This is a genomic window from Variovorax paradoxus (genome assembly GCF_902712855.1).
GTDB lineage: Bacteria > Pseudomonadota > Gammaproteobacteria > Burkholderiales > Burkholderiaceae_C > Variovorax > Variovorax paradoxus_Q.
The window spans coordinates 4,496,061-4,512,759 of sequence record NZ_LR743507.1 but is presented as its reverse complement, the minus strand read 5'-3'; the positions used below and the strand labels follow the sequence as shown (position 1 = coordinate 4,512,759).

At 68.5% G+C, this 16,699-nt stretch carries 20 protein-coding genes; 9 read left to right on the top strand and 11 right to left on the bottom strand.

The features are described from left to right. Nucleotides 1–42: 42 nt before the first annotated feature. Together AACL56_RS21045 and AACL56_RS21040 are read right to left on the bottom strand one after the other, a co-directional pair. Entirely contained in the window at nucleotides 43–816 is a 774-nt protein-coding gene (locus AACL56_RS21045) for an SDR family NAD(P)-dependent oxidoreductase (RefSeq protein WP_339091741.1), read from the bottom strand. Next, the gene (locus AACL56_RS21040; protein ID WP_339091740.1) at nucleotides 813–1,319 is read right to left on the bottom strand and encodes an ester cyclase; all 507 of its coding nucleotides are present in this window, start codon (nucleotides 1,317–1,319) and stop codon (nucleotides 813–815) included. Before AACL56_RS21040 ends, AACL56_RS21045 begins: the two co-directional genes overlap by 4 nt. A 141-nt stretch (nucleotides 1,320–1,460) precedes the next feature. Here AACL56_RS21040 and AACL56_RS21035 point away from each other — a divergent pair, with 141 nt between their 5' ends. Beyond that, nucleotides 1,461–2,180 carry a Crp/Fnr family transcriptional regulator gene (locus AACL56_RS21035; protein ID WP_339091739.1) on the top strand — a complete coding sequence of 240 codons (720 nt, stop codon included), beginning with the start codon at nucleotides 1,461–1,463 and terminating at the stop codon, nucleotides 2,178–2,180. Between the two features lie 10 nt (nucleotides 2,181–2,190). Here the strand turns inward: AACL56_RS21035 and AACL56_RS21030 are convergent, their stop codons facing one another. Together AACL56_RS21030 and AACL56_RS21025 are read right to left on the bottom strand one after the other, a co-directional pair. Then, nucleotides 2,191–3,168 carry a Bug family tripartite tricarboxylate transporter substrate binding protein gene (locus tag AACL56_RS21030; protein WP_339091738.1) on the bottom strand — a complete coding sequence of 326 codons (978 nt, stop codon included), beginning with the start codon at nucleotides 3,166–3,168 and terminating at the stop codon, nucleotides 2,191–2,193. Nucleotides 3,169–3,212: 44 nt separating this feature from the next. Beyond that, on the bottom strand, nucleotides 3,213–3,653 hold the full coding sequence (locus AACL56_RS21025) for an OsmC family protein (protein WP_093239017.1): 441 nt from the start codon (nucleotides 3,651–3,653) through the stop codon (nucleotides 3,213–3,215). 264 nt (nucleotides 3,654–3,917) lie between these two features. Between AACL56_RS21025 and AACL56_RS21020 the strand changes: the two genes are divergently transcribed. Beyond that, on the top strand, nucleotides 3,918–5,615 hold the full coding sequence (locus AACL56_RS21020; protein WP_339091737.1) for a long-chain fatty acid--CoA ligase: 1,698 nt from the start codon (nucleotides 3,918–3,920) through the stop codon (nucleotides 5,613–5,615). Nucleotides 5,616–5,621: 6 nt separating this feature from the next. Here the strand turns inward: AACL56_RS21020 and AACL56_RS21015 are convergent, their stop codons facing one another. Then, complete coding sequence (locus AACL56_RS21015) at nucleotides 5,622–6,101, bottom strand: tetratricopeptide repeat protein (protein ID WP_339091736.1); 480 nt, start codon at nucleotides 6,099–6,101, stop codon at nucleotides 5,622–5,624. A gap of 123 nt (nucleotides 6,102–6,224) precedes the next feature. Here AACL56_RS21015 and AACL56_RS21010 point away from each other — a divergent pair, with 123 nt between their 5' ends. Beyond that, nucleotides 6,225–6,758: a thermonuclease family protein gene (locus tag AACL56_RS21010; RefSeq protein ID WP_339091735.1), complete on the top strand. Its 534-nt coding sequence runs from the start codon at nucleotides 6,225–6,227 to the stop codon at nucleotides 6,756–6,758. A gap of 201 nt (nucleotides 6,759–6,959) precedes the next feature. Here AACL56_RS21010 and AACL56_RS21005 read toward each other — a convergent pair whose 3' ends face one another. Both AACL56_RS21005 and AACL56_RS21000 read right to left on the bottom strand, forming a co-directional pair. After that, nucleotides 6,960–7,211: a hypothetical protein gene (locus AACL56_RS21005; RefSeq protein ID WP_339091734.1), complete on the bottom strand. Its 252-nt coding sequence runs from the start codon at nucleotides 7,209–7,211 to the stop codon at nucleotides 6,960–6,962. Nucleotides 7,212–7,383: 172 nt separating this feature from the next. Then, nucleotides 7,384–8,730 (bottom strand): NAD(P)/FAD-dependent oxidoreductase, encoded by a 1,347-nt coding sequence (locus tag AACL56_RS21000; RefSeq protein WP_339091733.1) that lies wholly within the window; start codon nucleotides 8,728–8,730, stop codon nucleotides 7,384–7,386. 154 nt (nucleotides 8,731–8,884) lie between these two features. Here AACL56_RS21000 and egtB point away from each other — a divergent pair, with 154 nt between their 5' ends. The 5 genes from egtB (at nucleotide 8,885) to AACL56_RS20975 (ending at nucleotide 13,837) form a co-directional block, all read left to right on the top strand. Beyond that, nucleotides 8,885–10,147 (top strand): ergothioneine biosynthesis protein EgtB, encoded by a 1,263-nt coding sequence (egtB, locus tag AACL56_RS20995; RefSeq protein WP_339091732.1) that lies wholly within the window; start codon nucleotides 8,885–8,887, stop codon nucleotides 10,145–10,147. A 140-nt stretch (nucleotides 10,148–10,287) separates the two neighbouring features. Beyond that, entirely contained in the window at nucleotides 10,288–11,184 is an 897-nt protein-coding gene (gene egtD, locus AACL56_RS20990; RefSeq protein WP_425337073.1) for an L-histidine N(alpha)-methyltransferase, read from the top strand. A 1,006-nt stretch (nucleotides 11,185–12,190) separates the two neighbouring features. Beyond that, nucleotides 12,191–12,475, top strand: coding sequence for a DUF427 domain-containing protein (locus AACL56_RS20985; protein WP_339091730.1), 285 nt, complete (start codon nucleotides 12,191–12,193; stop codon nucleotides 12,473–12,475). Continuing rightward, nucleotides 12,472–13,227: a 2OG-Fe dioxygenase family protein gene (locus AACL56_RS20980; RefSeq protein ID WP_339091729.1), complete on the top strand. Its 756-nt coding sequence runs from the start codon at nucleotides 12,472–12,474 to the stop codon at nucleotides 13,225–13,227. The genes AACL56_RS20985 and AACL56_RS20980 overlap by 4 nt, the downstream gene beginning before the upstream one ends. Nucleotides 13,228–13,390: 163 nt before the next feature. Beyond that, complete coding sequence (locus tag AACL56_RS20975) at nucleotides 13,391–13,837, top strand: universal stress protein (RefSeq protein WP_093128323.1); 447 nt, start codon at nucleotides 13,391–13,393, stop codon at nucleotides 13,835–13,837. Nucleotides 13,838–13,864: 27 nt separating this feature from the next. Here AACL56_RS20975 and AACL56_RS20970 read toward each other — a convergent pair whose 3' ends face one another. After that, the gene (locus AACL56_RS20970) at nucleotides 13,865–14,521 is read right to left on the bottom strand and encodes an RluA family pseudouridine synthase (RefSeq protein WP_339091728.1); all 657 of its coding nucleotides are present in this window, start codon (nucleotides 14,519–14,521) and stop codon (nucleotides 13,865–13,867) included. A gap of 196 nt (nucleotides 14,522–14,717) precedes the next feature. Between AACL56_RS20970 and AACL56_RS20965 the strand changes: the two genes are divergently transcribed. Beyond that, nucleotides 14,718–15,920, top strand: a complete 1,203-nt coding sequence (locus AACL56_RS20965; RefSeq protein ID WP_425337036.1) for an MFS transporter — start codon at nucleotides 14,718–14,720, stop codon at nucleotides 15,918–15,920. Here AACL56_RS20965 and AACL56_RS20960 read toward each other — a convergent pair. Genes AACL56_RS20960 through AACL56_RS20950 form a run of 3 tightly spaced genes read right to left on the bottom strand, consistent with a single transcriptional unit; the run spans nucleotide 15,917 to nucleotide 16,682 of the window. Further along, nucleotides 15,917–16,204 (bottom strand): 2Fe-2S iron-sulfur cluster-binding protein, encoded by a 288-nt coding sequence (locus tag AACL56_RS20960; RefSeq protein WP_339091726.1) that lies wholly within the window; start codon nucleotides 16,202–16,204, stop codon nucleotides 15,917–15,919. The genes AACL56_RS20965 and AACL56_RS20960 overlap by 4 nt on opposite strands. Beyond that, entirely contained in the window at nucleotides 16,201–16,536 is a 336-nt protein-coding gene (locus AACL56_RS20955) for a VF530 family protein (RefSeq protein WP_339091725.1), read from the bottom strand. Before AACL56_RS20955 ends, AACL56_RS20960 begins: the two co-directional genes overlap by 4 nt. Beyond that, nucleotides 16,533–16,682, bottom strand: coding sequence for a hypothetical protein (locus tag AACL56_RS20950; RefSeq protein WP_339091724.1), 150 nt, complete (start codon nucleotides 16,680–16,682; stop codon nucleotides 16,533–16,535). The genes AACL56_RS20955 and AACL56_RS20950 overlap by 4 nt, the downstream gene beginning before the upstream one ends. Nucleotides 16,683–16,699 lie beyond the last annotated feature (17 nt).

Below are 16,699 nucleotides of genomic sequence, written 5' to 3'. Positions count from 1 at the left end.
CAGGCGCGCGCTGTGCCGTGCACGCGCCCTGAACAGCCGCGCTCAGTACATCGACCGCCCGCCGGATATGTCGAACACCGCGCCGGTGCTGAACGAACAGTCGTCCGACGTCAGCCAGGCGGCCATGGCGGCCACTTCATCGACTTCGACGAAGCGCCCCATCGGCACGCGCGACAGGAGCGCCGTGCGCAACCGCTCGCGGTGCTCCGCGGGCACGGCCGCGAACACTTCGGTGTCGGCCGCGGACGGCGTGATGCAGTTCACCAGCACGCCTGCCGACGCCAGCTCCTTGCCGAGCGACTTGGTCAGCGCGATGAGGCCGGCCTTCGACGCCGAGTAGGCGGCGTTGAGGCCGTTGCCTTCCTTGCCCGCGACCGACGCGATGTTGACGATGCGCCCGCGCCGCTGCGCGAGCATCACCGGCGCCACCGCACGGCAGCACAGCCAGGCGCCGGTGAGGTTGACGTCGAGCACGTTGCGCCACTGCGCGGGCGTGTGCTCCCACGCCGGCACGGTCGGGCCGAGCACGCCGGCGTTGTTGACGAGGATGTCGATGCCGCCGAAGCGTTCCTGCGACCGGCAGGCGGCGCGGGCGACCTGTGCCTCGTCGCGCACGTCGACGACTTCGGCGGTCGCCGTGCCGAGCGGCGCGAGCGTTTGCTGCGTGTCCGCGAGCGTCGCGGCATCGAGGTCCCACAGCGCCACGCTCGCACCCGCTGCCAGACAGCGCCGCGCGATGGCGAGCCCGATGCCGCGCCCGCCGCCCGTCACGATGGCGTGGCGGCCGCCGAGCGCGTCGCTGCGCAGGGCCGTCATGCGGTGGCGGCTTCGGCGGCAGTGGCGGACGCGGGCTGGCCCAGCAGGCTGCCCACCAGCGCGCCGACCTGTGCCGCCGGCACGCCGGCCAGCAGTTGCCGCAGCATCGTGAGGGTGTCGAAGTACACGCGCTCGCATACCAGCCGGTCGCCCTCGAAGATGAAGAAGGCGTTCATGCGGCAGCGAAAGCTGTTGCCGGTGGGCGGAATGCCCTTGAGCGGACCGCGGTGCGTGCCGAGCAGCCAGAACTCGACGATCACCGAGTCCTCCGCGTGCCGCAGCTGGATGATCTCGTGGCGCTGGTCGGGGAAGGCGCGGCGCGTGTCGATGTAGTACTGGCGCACGTCGGCAACACCGTCGTGCACTTCGCCGCTGGGAATCAGCTCGTAGTGCGGATGCGGGAAGGTGCCGAGCACGGCGTCGAAGTCCTGGCGGGTTTCGTCGGCGAAGTGGTCGAGCACCAGGCGCTCGCGGCGGGCTTGAAGTTCGGTGTGGGCGTTCATCGGGGTGTGCTCCATGTGACAGTGAATGACCGGTCCCCGGGTTGCTGCGAATGCACCGCGCCGGGCTCGCTGCGTACTATCGGCAGGCCCCGAAAACAAGACTGTCCGGTGTTGGCAATCGCCGCTCCGGAGAAACCCGCGATGCCACGCACGCCCACTGCCCCGCGCAATCCCGAGCCGGACGTCCAGCCCTCACCCGTGCACAACGGCGACATGCGGCTGGCCGACGATGTGCAGCAGCGCCTGCTCGCCGTGGCGCACCGGCGGACGCTGGCGCGGGGCGAGTCGCTCTTTCACAAGGGCTCGTCGCCCGATGCGCTGTTCGGCGTGGTCGGCGGTTCGCTGCGCGTGAGCGTGGTGGCGCCCGGCGGGCGCGAGGCCGTGATCGCCATGCTCGAGCCCGGCCACTGGTTCGGCGAGGTGTCGCTGCTGGTGGGGCGCGAGCGGGTCTACGACACCTGCGCGGTCGACACCACCGAGATGGCGGTGGTGGCGGCGTCCGACTTCCACCGGCTGGTGGCCGAGCACGCGGACGTGCACATGGCCTTCACGCGGCTGGTGTGCCTGCGGCTGCGCCAGGCGCTGGCGTGGATCGACGACGTGATCCTGATGCCGCTGCCCGTGCGGCTCGCGCACCGCCTGCTCACGCTCGACGCGCACGGCTCGGCGCCGGGCGAGGGCGGCGGCACGCTGCTGGGCGTGTCGCAGGAAGACCTGTCGTTCATGCTGGGCGTGTCGCGCCAGAGCGTGAACCGGCAGCTGAAGCTGTGGGAGGAAGACGGCACGCTGCGCGTGCGCTACCGCAGCATCGAGCTGCTGAACCGCGCGCAACTGGAGCGGCACGCGGCCACGCCCAGCTGAGCGGCGGGCGTCAGTCCATCCGCGCGCCGGAGGCCTTCACCGCCTTTTCCCAGCGCGGCGTTTCCGTGGCCAGGAAGCGCGCGAAGTCCTCGCTGCCCAGGAAGGCCGGGTCGGCGCCCTGGCTCACCATGCGTTCGCGCACCTCGGGACTCGTGAGCACCTGCCTGAACGCATCGCTCAGCTTGGCGACCACGTCCCTATGGGTGTCCTTCGGCGCGAGGAAGCCGTAGAAGCCCACCACCTCGAAGCCCTTGAAGCCCGACTCGATGACGGTCGGCACGTCGGGCAGCGCGGGGTTGCGCTCGCGGCTGGTCACGGCCAGCGCGCGCACCTTGCCCTGCTTGTGGTAGCTGGCGGCCTGCGGGATCGACTCGGCCATGAACTGCACCTGCCCGCCCATCAGGTCGGTGAATGCCGGGGCGCTGCCGCGGTAGGGGATGTGCACCATGAAGATGCCGGTGGCGGTCTTGAACATCTCGGGCACCAGGTGGCTGATGCCGCCGTTGCCGGCCGAGCCGTAGTTGACCTGGCCGGGCCGCGCCCTGGCGTAGTCGACAAACTGCTTCAGATCCTGCACCGGCAGCTTGGGCGTGACGAGCAGCGCCAGCGGCTGCATGGCGGTGCGCGCGATGGGCACGAAGTCGCGCTGGGTGTTGTAGGGCAGCTTGCTGTAGAGCGCGCCGTTGATCACGGCCACGCCGGTGTTCGCCAGCATCAGCGTGTAGCCGTCGGCGGGGCTCTTGGCGACCGCGTCGGCACCCACCGAGCCGCCCGCGCCGGGCTTGTAGTCGACGATCAGCGGCTGGCCGAGCACAGCCTGCAGCTTGTCGGTGAGCAGGCGCGCATGCTGGTCGAGCGGACCGCCGGCCGGGAAGCCGATGACGACCTTGATCGGCTTGTCGGGGTAGGCCGCGGTGGCGGCCGGGCCCGCGGCCGCGCCCAGGGCGAAAGAAAGGACCGCGGCTGCGGTCCTGGCTGGCTTGTTCATGATCCGTCTCCTTTTTTATGAGGAGACGATCATAGGCAACGCGATCAGCTGGCCAGCGTGGCCTTCAGCGTGATCTCGGGCACGCTCGCCAGCGCCTTCGACAGCGGGCAGCCGGCCTTGGCGGCGGCCGCGATCTCCTGGAACTTCGCTTCGTCGAGGTTGGGCACCGCCGCGTCGAGCTCGAGCTGTATGCGGTCGATCTTGAAGCCGGCGCCGTCCTTGGCCAGGCGCACGGCGGCCTTGGTGTCGATGCGGGTGGCGGTCAGGCCCGCCGCCTCGAGCGCGAAGGCGAAGGCCATCGTCAGGCAGGCGGCGTGCGCCGCACCGACGATCTCCTCGGGGTTGGTCCCGCGCTTGTCGTCCTCGAAGCGGCTGGCGAAGCCGTAGGGATAGTCTTTCAGGGCGCCGGTCTCGGTGCTGATCTGGCCCTTGCCGGTCTTGCCGGCGCCTTCCCAGTGAACGCTCGCGTGCTTGTCTGCTGCCATGTCGATTCCTTCGGTCGGTTGGTGGTTGGAGGGAGCGACAGGTATCGCCGGTAAAGCGCCGGCTGTCTGTAGTCGCACGTCGCATGCGGGGTCGCCCGGAAGGGGGGGGTACCGCACCGCAAGAGCCGGAAGAAAGTGCGTCACCTAGGCGACGCCCCGGGGGCTTCCCCGATGGGAGCGGCGGCCCCGGCGGCTTAGGCTGGCGGGCAATCGCCTTGCGGCGCTTTTTCCTTTGTCTTTCCCTTTCCCCCGCCTGTTCCCACCATGCAACAACGCCCGCATTACAAGTTCTGGCCCAAACGCCTCCCGCACTCCATCACCGTGCCTGCGACGTCGCTCTGGCACAACCTGGCCACCTCGGCCGCGCGCTACCCCGACAAGCCCGCCCTGGTGTTCTTCGGCCGCGTACTGAGCTATCGCGAGTTCGCGGCGCAGGCCGAGCGCCTGGCCGGCGCGCTGCACGCGCTGGGCGTGAAGCGCGGCGACCGGGTGATCCTGGACATGCAGAACTGCCCGCAGCTGGTGATCGCGCATTTCGCGATCCTGCGCGCCAACGCGGTGGTGGTGCCTGTCAATCCGATGAACCGGGCCGAGGAGCTCAAGCACTACATCACCGACCCCGACGCCAAGGTAGCCATCATCACCGGCGACCTCGCCGGCGAACTCGCCAAGGCCAGCAACGCGCTGCCGCCCGAGCAGCGGCTCGCTCACATGATCGTGACCCAGTTCACCGATGCGTTCGATGCCGACGCGTCGGGCGACGACGCCCCGGCGCCCGCCTGGAAGGACTGGCTCGGCACCCGCCACCCGCTGCCCGCGCTCGAAGGCGGCCAGGCCATGGCCTGGACCGACGCCCTGGCCGCCGGCCACGCGCCGCCCGAGCACGTGGTGGGCGCCAACGACATGGCGCTGCTGCCGTACACCAGCGGCACCACCGGCCTGCCCAAGGGCTGCGTGCACCACCATTCGAGCCTCATGCACAACGCGGTGGCCGGCCAGATGTGGGGCGGCTCGACCTCCGAGGCGGTGGTGCTGGCCGTGGTGCCCATGTTCCACATCACCGGCGTGGTGAGCATGATGCACACGGCGGTGCTGGCGGCGGCCACGCTGATCATCATGCCGCGCTGGGACCGCGACGTGGCGGGGCGGCTCATCTCGCGCTGGAAGGTCACGGCCTGGACCAACATCCCGACCATGGTCATCGACCTGATGGCCAGTCCCAACTTCGCCAGCTACGACCTCTCGAGCATGAACTACATCGGCGGCGGTGGCGCCGCCATGCCGCAGGCGGTGGCACAGCGCCTGTTCGAGCAGTACGGCCTCAAGTACCAGGAAGGCTACGGCCTGACCGAGACTGCCGCGCCTTCCCACACCAACCCGTCGGACCATCCCAAGCAGCAGTGCCTGGGCATTCCGTTCATGAGCACCGACGCGCGCGTGGTCGACCCCGACACGCTGGTGGAGATGCCGGTTGGTGAATCGGGCGAGATCATCATCCACGGCCCCGAGGTGTTCCAGGGCTACTGGAAACGCCCCGACGCCACGGCGGCCGCCTTCGTCGAGTTCGAGGGCAAGCGCTTCTTCCGCTCGGGCGACATGGGCCGCATGGACGAGGACGGCTACTTCTTCATCACCGACCGGCTCAAGCGCATGATCAATGCGAGCGGCTTCAAGGTGTGGCCCGCCGAGGTCGAGCTGCTGATGTTCCGCCACCCGGCCATCCAGGAAGCGTGCGTCATCTCGACCCGGGACGACTACCGCGGCGAGTCGGTCAAGGCCGTGGTCGTGCTGCGCCCCACGCACAAGGACACCACCGAGCAGGAGATCATCGACTGGTGCCGCGAGAACATGGCGGTCTACAAGATCCCGCGCAAGGTGCAGTTCGTCGATGCGTTGCCCAAGAGCGGCAGTGGCAAGGTGATGTGGCGCCTGCTGCAGGAGGACGAGAACGCTGCGAAGTGAGCCTGCTCACTTCCGTCCGAGCGACTTCAGCAGCTTCCCCGCTTCCTTCCTGCCATCCTCGCTGACGCCCGACGAAGCCACCGCCTTCGTCAGGTAGTCGACCACCTTGCGGTGGTTCTGGTTCGGGCCTTCCCAGAGGAAGAGGCGGCCGAGCTCGAGGGCGGCGTCGCCGTCGCCCTGCGCGTAGGCGCGCTCGAACCAGAAGCGCGCCCATCGGAAGTTGCCTTCGTCGCGATAGCAGATGGCGAGGTTGGCACATCCGGCCACGTCGCCGGCCTTGGCGGCCTTGCGGTACCAGTCGCGCGCGGCGGTGCTGTTGCGCGCGACGCCGATGCCATGGTCGAGGAAGTAGCCGACGCTGTTGAGCGCGTGGGTCTCGCCCGCGGCCGCCGCCTTGAGGAAAAGCGACAGCGCCTTCTTGTGGGCGCCGGCGTCCCATGCGTCGTTTGCCGCGAAAAACCAGTCGTCCCGGGTGGGTTCCTGCATGGTGAGGTGTCTCCTTCGAAGCGCGGTTCGGAAGAAAGAAAAAAACTGTGTCCCGATCCCTCCCCGCGCGTGGATCCCTTAGCCTCGATCGGTCCGGCCATTCTGCCTATCTCCGGCTCTTTCATGCACTTTCGCGCGCTGTTGTCCCTGTCCTGCCTCCTGGCCTCTTCCCTTTCCCCCGCTCTTGTCCACGCCGCTCCCCGCTCATGCCTGGTCGTCGGCATCAGCGACGGTGACACGCTCACTGCCCGCTGCGGGCGCATCGGCGCTTACGAGCGCGTGAAGGTGCGCATCGCGGCCATCGACGCTCCCGAGAAGACGCAGCCCTACGGCCAGCGCAGCAGGCAGGCGCTGAGCAGCATCTGCTTCCAGGAAAAGGCGCTCATCACCGAGATCGATACCGACCGCTACGGCCGCACCGTGGCCGACGTGCGCTGCAACGGAGAGGACGCCGGCAGCCGCATGGTGGCCGACGGCTGGGCCTGGGTGTACGACTACAACCACCTCGCCACCAAGCGCGGCGGCGGGCTGTTCAAGCTGCAGGACGTCGCACGCGCACGGCGCGCCGGCCTGTGGTCGGACGCCGGCCCGACGCCGCCATGGGAATGGCGCAGGCAGCATCGCAGCGAACACCCACACTGGGGCGGCTTCTTCTGAGTCGCAGCGGCTGGCGCCGCGACCGTGTCACGGCGGATTCACGGGGCGGCGACACCATCGCGGGTCCTCGCAATCGCGGCGAGAAGAACATGGCCAAGGACTTCGACCGCACGGACGACTCCGACCTCCGCGGCGATCGTGGCCATCACGAAGAACGACGGCGGGGCGATCGGCCGCTGAGGCCTCGAGGCGCGCCGGTCGTCAGCAGCCGCCGCCGGCCCAGCAGCGCAGCCCTGGCACGAACAGGCCCGCGACGAAGCTGACGGCGCAGAACACCAGCAGGATCAGCGCCGCCATCTTCAGTCCTTCGGCGCTCCACCGCGGCGCGAAGCTGCCGAAGAGAACGCCCGAGGTGAAGGTGCCTTCGAGCCACTCGGCGCCTCCCCAGCGCAGCACCCAGAGGCACAACAGCCCTTCGGCAGCGTGCACGGCGATCCATGCGATCAAAGACACGGGGCTCGCCAGGCTGTCTGGCCGTGCTTTTGCATGACGCACGGTGCATGCAAGCGGCGCAGCCTGTTCGCGGGACACCTCGTAACCTGCTTCGCCGTGCCGCCGGTGCCGCCCCCGGCGAGGGGGTTGGCGAAGCGACACGAAGTGCGCGAAGCCGGGGGGCGTCTCATGATCAGGATTCGCTCCTGCCTTGCACGTCGGCGACCACGCGCGCATTGCGCTGGAAGCTCCAGTAGGCACCGGCCCAGTCCATCATCACGACGATGCGGTTGCGAAAGCCGATCAGGAAGTAGGCGTGCGCGAAAAGCCAGAACAGCCACGCCAGCCGGCCGCTGAAGCGAAGCGGCCCGAACGGCGTGCCCAGGTCGACCACGGCCGAGTTGCGCCCGATGGTGGCAAGGTTGCCGTAGTCGGCATAGCGGAAGGGCACCGTGGGCCGGCCCGCGATGCGGCGCAGGATGTTGGCGGCCGCGGCGCGGCCCATCTGCTTGGCGCCGGGAGACACGCCCGGTACCGGCCTCGGCGGCTTGCCGGGTGCATGGCTCATGGCGGCGGCAAGGTCGCCGACCACGCTGATCTCGGGGTGGCCCGCCAGACTCAGGTCGGGCTCGACCTTGATGCGGCCCGCGCGGTCGCACTCGACACCGGTGGCCGTGCCCAGCATTCGGCCCAGCGGCGAGGCCGCCACGCCAGCCGCCCAAACCACGCAGCTGCTATCGATTCGGTAGCTCTCGGGCGGCGCACCGTCCGTGCCGCCGCCGGCCTGCACCTCGAGCCCGGTGGCGTCGATGGCCGTCACGCGCGCATTGAGCCGCACCTCCACGCCGAGTCTTTCGAGCTGCTCGAGCGCCTTCTGGCTCAGCGACTCGGGCATGGCCTGCAGCACGCGCGGACCGCCTTCGACCAGCAGCACCTGCGAGCTGCCCGGATCGATGTGGCGGAACTCGCCCGACAGCGTGTGCTTCGCGATCTCGGCCAGCGTGCCGGCCATCTCGACGCCGGTGGGACCGGCACCGATCACCACGAAGGTGAGCAGGGCGCGCCGGCGTTCCAGGTCGGCGGTGATCTCGGCGGTCTCAAACGACAGCAGCACGCGGCGCCGGATCTCGAACGCATCGGCGAGGGTCTTGAGGCCCGGTGCCATCGGTGCCCATTCGTCGTGCCCGAAGTAGCTGTGGGTGGCGCCCGCCGCGACGATCAGGTGGTCGTAGGGCACGCGGTCGCCGTTGGCCAGGTGCACCGACTGGGCGGAGGGATCGATGCCGCTCACCTCGCCCAGCAGCGTCGTGATGTTCGGCTGCTTGCGGAACAGCGAGCGCACCGGCGCTGCGATGGATGGCGCCGCCAGTCCCGCCGTGGCCACCTGGTACAGCAGCGGCTGGAACAGATGGTGGTTGGTCCTGTCGATCACCGTCACGTCGACATCGGCGCGCTGCAGCTTGCGTGCGGCTTCGAGCCCGCCGAATCCGCAGCCGACGATGACGACCCGGGGCCTGCCCGAAGGGTTGGTCGTTTGCATGCGACGGATGATACGCAGCCGCTCTGCACGCCAGCGCATCTTGTGCCACAGTGGCTGCCCGCCGATCTTCGGTCGATGGCCGGCGGGACCTTGTCCTACGCACTGCCGCAGCCTTGATGGGCTACAACTTGCGGCTGACCCGACTGGAGATCCCATGACGCTTTCCCGGCCGACCTCACAGGCGGCAGGCGCACTGCGCGACAAATTTCGCGAGGTGCGCGCCACCAGCCTTGCACTGGCCGCCCCGCTGTCTGCCGAAGACCAGTGCATCCAGTCGATGCCCGATGCGAGTCCGACCAAGTGGCATCTCGCGCACACCACCTGGTTCTTCGAGACGGTGCTGCTGGAGCCGCACGTTGCGGGCTACGTGCCTTTCGACGTGCGCTTCCACTATCTCTTCAACTCCTACTACGAGGCGCTCGGCCCGCGCCATCCGCGCCCGCATCGCGGACTGCTCACGCGGCCGTCGATCGACGAGGTGCATGCCTACCGCAGGCACGTCGACGAGGCCGTGGGCGAACTGCTCGGACAGGCCGACGGTGCCGTCGACTGGAGCGTGATCGAGCCGATCGTCACGCTCGGCCTGAATCACGAGCAGCAGCACCAGGAGCTGCTGCTCACCGACATCCTGCATGCGCTGTCGTGCAACCCGATGCTGCCGGCCTACAAGCCCGCGAGCAGTCCCGCGCTGCGGCTGGCCGCCGTGCCGCCCGCCGTGCGCTGGATCGAGCAACCCGGCGGCGTCGTCGAGGTCGGCCATGCGGACGACGGCCTTTTCGCCTTCGACAACGAAACGCCGCGCCACCGTGCGCTGGTGCAGCCGCACGCCATCGCGGACCGGCTGGTGAACTGCGGCGACTTCGCGCAATTCATTGCCGATGGCGGCTACCAGCGGCCCGAGCTGTGGCTGTCGGACGGCTGGGCCGCGGTACAGGCCCACGGCTGGCGGCATCCGGCGTACTGGCTCGCGGCAGACGATCCACGGCTTGGCTTCGGCGGCGCGTCGCAGAACGCGAGCGGCTGGCATGTGTTCGGCCTGCACGGCGTGCGCCCGATGGAGGCCGACGCACCCGTCTCGCAGCTGAGCTTCTATGAAGCCGCCGCCTATGCCGAATGGGCCGGCGCGCGCCTTCCGACCGAGTTCGAATGGGAGGCCGCCTTCGACGCACCCGGCATCTCGCAGATGACCGGGCACGTCTGGCAATGGACGCGTTCGTCGTACGACCCGTATCCCGGCTTCCGTCCCATGCCGGGCATTGCGGCCGAATACAACGGCAAGTTCATGGTGGGGCAACTGGTGCTGCGCGGCGGCAGCGTGGCCACGCCCGCGGGCCACACGCGGCCCAGCTATCGCAACTTTTTTCCGCCGGCGGCGCGCTGGCAGTTCACGGGGCTGCGGCTCGCGAAAGACCTCTGATCATGCGCAATCCAACCTCTTCTTCCTCGCTGTCGTTCGTGCCTGCAAAGGGCCGCCAGAAGCCGAGCGTGTCGTCGGATTCGCCGTCGTCCGAGCGGGCCGTCGATGCCGCTGCGCCGCGCTCGGAGTTCGGGCGCGAGATGCAGGAGGGACTCGCGCGTTCGCCGCGCAGCATCTCGCCGAAGTTCTTCTACGACGCGGCAGGGTCGCAGCTGTTCGACCGCATCTGCGAGTTGCCGGAGTACTACCCGACGCGCATCGAGCTGAAGATCCTTGGCGAGTGCGCCGGGGAGATTGCCGGGCAGATCGGTCCGAACGCGGAGATCGTGGAGTTCGGGGCAGGGTCGCTGACGAAGGTCCGGCTGCTGCTGGACGCGCTCGAGTCGCCGAAGCGCTATCTGCCGATCGACATTTCCGGAGAGCACCTCGAAGCGGCTGCGCAGCGCTTGCGCACGGATTACCCGGCGCTCGCCGTTCAGCCCATTGCCGCGGACTACACCATGCCGCTGGTGCTGCCTGCGCCGATGGCTGGGGCAGGGCGCCGCGTCGGATTCTTTCCGGGTTCGACGATCGGCAATTTCGAACCCGACGAGGCGTTGGCGTTTCTTCAGCTGGCTGCGCGGATGCTGCGTGGAGGCGGGCTGCTGATCGGTGTGGACCTGGTGAAGGATCCGGCGCGCTTGCATGCGGCCTACAACGACGCGCAAGGCGTGACTGGCGAATTCAACCTCAACCTCCTGCGTCGAGCCAATGCCGAGCTGGACGCCGACTTCGACCTCGACGGGTTCTCGCATGCCGCGTTCTACAACGCGCCACGGCGGAGGATCGAGATGCACCTCGTGAGCCGGCGGGCACAGGTCGTTTCGCTGAATGGCGAGACGTTCGGGTTTGAGGAAGGGGAGACCATTCACACGGAGTACTCGCACAAGTTCACCGTGGAAGGGCTTCGTGCGCTGGCTGTGCGGGCGGGGTTTCGGCCGGGGGCTGTCTGGACTGATCCTGAGCGGCTGTTCAGCGTGCATTGGTTGTTGGCTTAGTTTTTTTGTTTTCCGGGGCCGGGTCTCGGCCCGGCGGCCGACCTGCTTTCTTTTGCTTCGCCAAAAGAAAGTAGGCAAAGAAAAGGCGACCCCACTGTCTGCGACCCTCCGCTTCGCTACGGGCAACCTGCGGTGCTCGCGTTTCGCGGGGTCCGCAGAACTCGCTTCGCTCAAACAGCTGCGGCCCTGATCCGCGAAACGCTGCGCTCCTCGGCGCAGCCAGAGGGGGTGGGAGCGGGAACCACACGGGCCATTGCTTCGCTCGGCCCGGGGTCACTGCAAGCGCTGTGCGCCTGCAGTGCTTGGGCCAAGGCCTCGGGTTTGCTCATGCGCGGACTCGATACGCTGCTACTGCTACTGCTACTGCTACTGCTACTGCTACTGCTACTGCTACTGCTACTGCTACTGCTACTGCTACTGCTACTGCTACTGCTACTGCTACTGCTACTGCTGCCACTGCCACTGCCACTGCCACTGCCACTGCCACTGCCACTGCCACTGCCACTGCCACTGCCACTGCCACTGCCATTGCCATTGCAATCTCCGCCGAGCAAAGCGAAGGCCAGTCTGGGCTGTTGAAAAGGCCGAGCGCAGCGATGGCCTGTTTGGTTTCCAACCCCTTCTGGCTGTGCCGAGGAGCGCAGACGCAGGAGGGATGAGGGCCGCAGCTGTTTGAGCGCAACGCAGTGGAGCGAGTTCTGCGGACCCCCTCCTGCGTCGAGCACCGCAGGTTGCCCGTAGCGAAGCGGAGGGACGCAGACAGCAGGGTCGCCTTTCTTTTGCCTACTTTTCTTTGGCGAAGCAAAGAAAAGTAGGTCGGCCGCCGGGCCGAGACCCGGCCCCAGTCCTCAATTCAAAAAACCGAAACCCGACCCAAAGAACCACCCCCCAAAAGGGCAGCTAAGACAACACAAAAAGCCGTACCGACAACCAGCGGCACAATACCCACGCCCCCCGCGGCAGCGCAAATACCCGCGCCCGCAACCCTCCCCCTGGAGACCAAGACATGAAAGCAACCTGGAACGGCGTCACCATCGCCGAAAGCGACGACACCGTGCTCGTCGAAGGCAACCACTATTTCCCGATGAGCGCGCTCAACCGCGACTACGTCACGTTCAGCAATCACAAGACCACCTGCCCCTGGAAGGGCACCGCGAGCTATTACTCGCTGCTGGTCAATGGCGAGCTCAACACCGACGCCGCCTGGTACTACGCCGACCCCAAGCCCGAAGCCGAAGAGATCCGCGACCGCGTCGCGTTCTGGAAGGACGTGAAGGTCAGCGCCCAGTGACCACGGCCGCCTTCACTCCTCCCTTCACGGCTCCCGCGGAACTCACCGCCGCATTGCGCGACCAGGGCTATGCGGTATTGAGCCCGCAGGGCGTTTCCGAGTGGCTCGGCGTGCCGCTCGCGGAGCTGGATGCGCTGCACGCGGACTGGAACGATCTCCCGCCCGACGAATACCTGAAAGACGGCGGCCGCTACCGCACGCGGCGCCACGCCTGCTTCACCGTCGAGCCGGACGAGCAGGCCACGCTGCAGCAGGTGCCGCACCGCGCGCACTGGCAGCCGGTCGAATACAACGCGCTGCACGGTGGCATGCAGCGCTGGTTCGCGCCGATGCTCGACGCCACGGTGGCAAGGCCGGCATGGCAACGCCTGCTGCAGAAACTGGGCAAGGCCAGCAGCGAGATGCGCGGAGCGCCGCAGCGCTGGTACGTGGAAGCGCACCAGTTCCGCATCGACACCGCCGGCGGCATCGGCCGCCCCACACCCGAAGGTGCGCACCGCGACGGCGTCGACCTGGTGGCGGTGGCGCTGCTCGGCCGCCACGGTATCAAGGGCGGCGAGACGCGCGTGTTCGAAGCCAACGGCCGCCGCGGCGAACGCTTCACCATGACCGAGCCCTGGAGCCTGCTGGTGCTCGACGATGCACGCGTCATCCACGAATCCACGCCGATCCAGCCGCTCGAGGAAGGCGGCGAAGGCTGGCGCGACACGCTCGTGATCACCTGCCGGGCCGAGGGTTTCCAGGGGGACTGAACCCCCGCCAGATCGGCCAGCCGCACGCGCGTGCAAGCGGCACGCGGTGGCTGGCCCGAGTCCTACAGTCCGGCTGCGCAACAGCGGTTAAATTCGAGGCCCGGTTCGATGTGCGACTCCACACCGGTCCGTGTCTGTCTGCGAACGAAAGCGAGGTCCCGCCATGTTCAATCACATCCTGGTTCCGATCGACGGCTCCGAAACTTCCATGCTCGCCGTCAGCAAGGCCAGCGGCCTCGCGCTGGCTTTCGGCAGCCGCATCACGTTGATCCACGTGATCGACAACTACCCCTTCATCGGCGTGGGCGCGGACTACGCGCTCGGCCAGAACGAATACCTTGCCGCCGCCACGGCGAGTGCCAACGCGGCGCTTGCACGCGGCGTGGCCGCGCTGGCGGCCGAGGGCCTGCACAGCGACCAGCGCGTGATCGACGGCCATGTGGTGCACGAAGGCATCGTCGACACGGCCATCGCCATCGCGGCGGACCTGATCGTCATGGGTTCGCATGGCCGCAGCGGCATCGAGAAGCTGCTGCTCGGCAGCGTCACGCAGCGCGTGCTGCAGGACGCGAACATGCCCGTGCTGGTGGTCAAGGGCGGCTTCAACTGACCGGCTGAACGCCGTCCGGGCGAGGGATCAGTCCGGCGCGAAGTCGGCTGGCCGCCGGAAGAAGAGCGCCTCCTGCGTCACTGGATGCACGAAGCCCAACTCGCTCGCATGAAGCAACAGGCGCGGTGCACGCGCCTGCAATGCCTCGTCGCCGTACAGCGCGTCGCCGAGGATCGGATGGCCGATCGACAGCAGGTGCACGCGCAGCTGATGCGAGCGGCCGGTCAGCGGCTCGAGCAGCACGTGCGTGGCCGCAGGTTCGCCGGGCCGCAGTGACATCGCCTTCCATCGCGTGACGCTGGGCTTGCCCTCGGCATCGATCTTCTGCAGCGGGCGGCGGGGCCAGTCGGGCATGAGCGGCGCGTCGATCACCGACCATTCGTCGCGCAGCGGCATCGCGCCGTCGACCACGGCTTCGTAGCGCTTGTGCACCCGCCGCTCGGCGAACGCCGCGCTGAGCGCGCGCTGCATCGCAATGTCGCGCGCCATCACCACCAGGCCGCTGGTGCCCATGTCGAGGCGGTGCACGATCAGCGCGTCGGGCCATTGCCGTTGCGCGCGTGCGCTCAGGCAGTCCTGCTTGTCGTCGCCGCGGCCGGGCACGCAGAGCAGGCCGGCGGGCTTGTCGAGCACCAGCAGGTACGGGTCGTCGTGAACAGGTTGCAGCTCGGGCAGGGCGGTCATGGATGCGCAGAGTTTAGAGAGCGCGACCAGGGGCGCTGTTCGGGCGCGCATGACCTGCTCACGGCCCGCTCATGCAGCCTCGGATATCCTCGAGCGAATGTCCGGCCCCGCTCCCGTATCCCCTTCCGCGGCTTCTCCCGCTACCGTTTCCGCTTCTCCTCCCAGCTTTTCCGACCTGACGCGAGAGCGCCCGTTCATGCAGATGTGGACGGCGCGCCTGTTCGGCACGGCCGCATCCCAGATGCTGCTGGTGGCCATCGGATGGCACATGTACGACCTCACCGGCAGCGCCTGGGACCTCGGCCTCGTCGGCCTCTACCAGTTCGTGCCGGCGCTGCTGCTCGCCTTGCTGGCGGGGCACATCGTCGACCGCCATCATCGCGGCCGCATCGTGGCGGCGTGCTTCGCCGTGCAGGGCCTCGTGGCGCTGGTGCTGCTGCTGGCGGTGCTGCAGAAGCAAGACACGCGCGGCCTGCTGCTGGGCCTGTCGCTGGTGCTGGGCGCGGTGCGCGCCTTCCAGATGCCTGCACAGCAGGCACTCACGCCGCTGCTGGTGCCTCCGACCATGCTGGCGCGCGCGATGGCCTTCAGCTCGGCCGGCATGCAGGGCGCGATCATCGGCGGGCCGGCGCTCGGGGGGCTCCTGTTCGTGGCAGGCATGGCGGTGGTCTACGGCGCCAGCGTGGCCTGCTTTGCCCTGGCCTGCGGCCTGGTGCTGCGGCTGCGCTATGCCTACACGCCGGCCGCGCGCGAGCCTGTCACGCTGGGCACGGTGTTCGCCGGCGTCGACTTCATCTGGAAGCGCAAGCCGGTGCTCGGTGCGGTCTCGCTCGACCTGTTCGCCGTGCTGCTCGGCGGCGCGGTGGCGCTGCTGCCGATCTATGCCAAGGACATCCTGCACACCGGCCCGTGGGGGCTCGGGCTGCTGCGCGGCGCGCCTGCCGTGGGCGCGCTGGTGATGTCGATCGCGCTCACGCGGCGGCCGGTGGAGCGCCACGTGGGCCGCACGCTGCTGATGGCCATCGCGCTCTTCGGGCTGTGCATGGTGGTCTTCGGCATTTCGAAGAGCTTCATCGTGTCGCTGATCGCATTGGCCGTTTCGGGCGGCGCGGACATGGTCAACGTGGTGATCCGCCAGACGCTGGTGCAGCTCGAGACGCCCGATGCCATGCGCGGGCGGGTGAGTGCGGTCAATTCGATCTTCATCGGCGCGAGCAACCAGCTGGGCGAGTTCGAGTCGGGCGCCACGGCCGCATTGCTCGGGCCGGTCGGCTCGGTGGTGGTGGGCGGCGTGGGCACGATGCTGGTGGCGCTCGCCTGGTTCAGGCTGTTCCCTTCGCTGGCGCAGCGCGACCGGCTGGTGGTGGCCGCGCCCTCGGCACAGCCCCTGCGGTCCTAGTCGTCGAAGAGCGAGCGCGCCCCCGGAGCCTCGAGGGAGAGATCGCCGAGCGCTTGCGCCACGCAGGGCAGAATCCATCCTTCGGCTTTTTCCTCGGCGCTCAGGCCGGGCCATTCGATGGTGTGGCGGGTCTCGCCGGACAACCGCAGGCAGATGCAGGTGCGGCAGGTGCCGTTGCGGCACGAACTCGGCAGTTCGATGCCGGCTGCCTCGGCGGCTTTCAGCAGGGTGGTGCCGGCATCGGTCTCGAAGTCGAGGCCCGAGGGCTCGAGTCGGACCTTCATGGGAGGGGCTGCCGGCCCTGTGGTTGCTGCTGCTCGCGGCGTTGCTCGCGCAGCATGAAGAGATACAGGCTTTCGACCTTCTCGCGCGCCCACGGCGTCTTGCGCAGGAACTTGAGGCTGGAGCCCACGCTCGGGTCGATCGCGAAACAACGGATGGGAACGAGTTCGCTCAGCTGCTCCCATCCGTAGTGGTCGGCCAGCGCGGTGACGATGGCCTCCAGCGTGAGCCCGTGCAGCGGGTTGCGCGGCTGGGCCTGCCTGGCCGGCTTTGCCGGCTGCGTGTCGGAGGTGGCCGCCGGAGCCGGGACCGGTGCCGGCGCGTCGTTCGTCACTTGTTCTTGAGCTTGCCGCGGGGAATGACCGCCGTCGTGATCGTGCGCACCGGCTCGATGCCACCGGTACTGACGGGCTTGGGCGGCGAGGTGTCCTTCTTCGGTTTCTTCGCTTCCTTGGTGCTGCGTTGCTGACCCTTGGCCATGTCGGTTACTCCTGTTG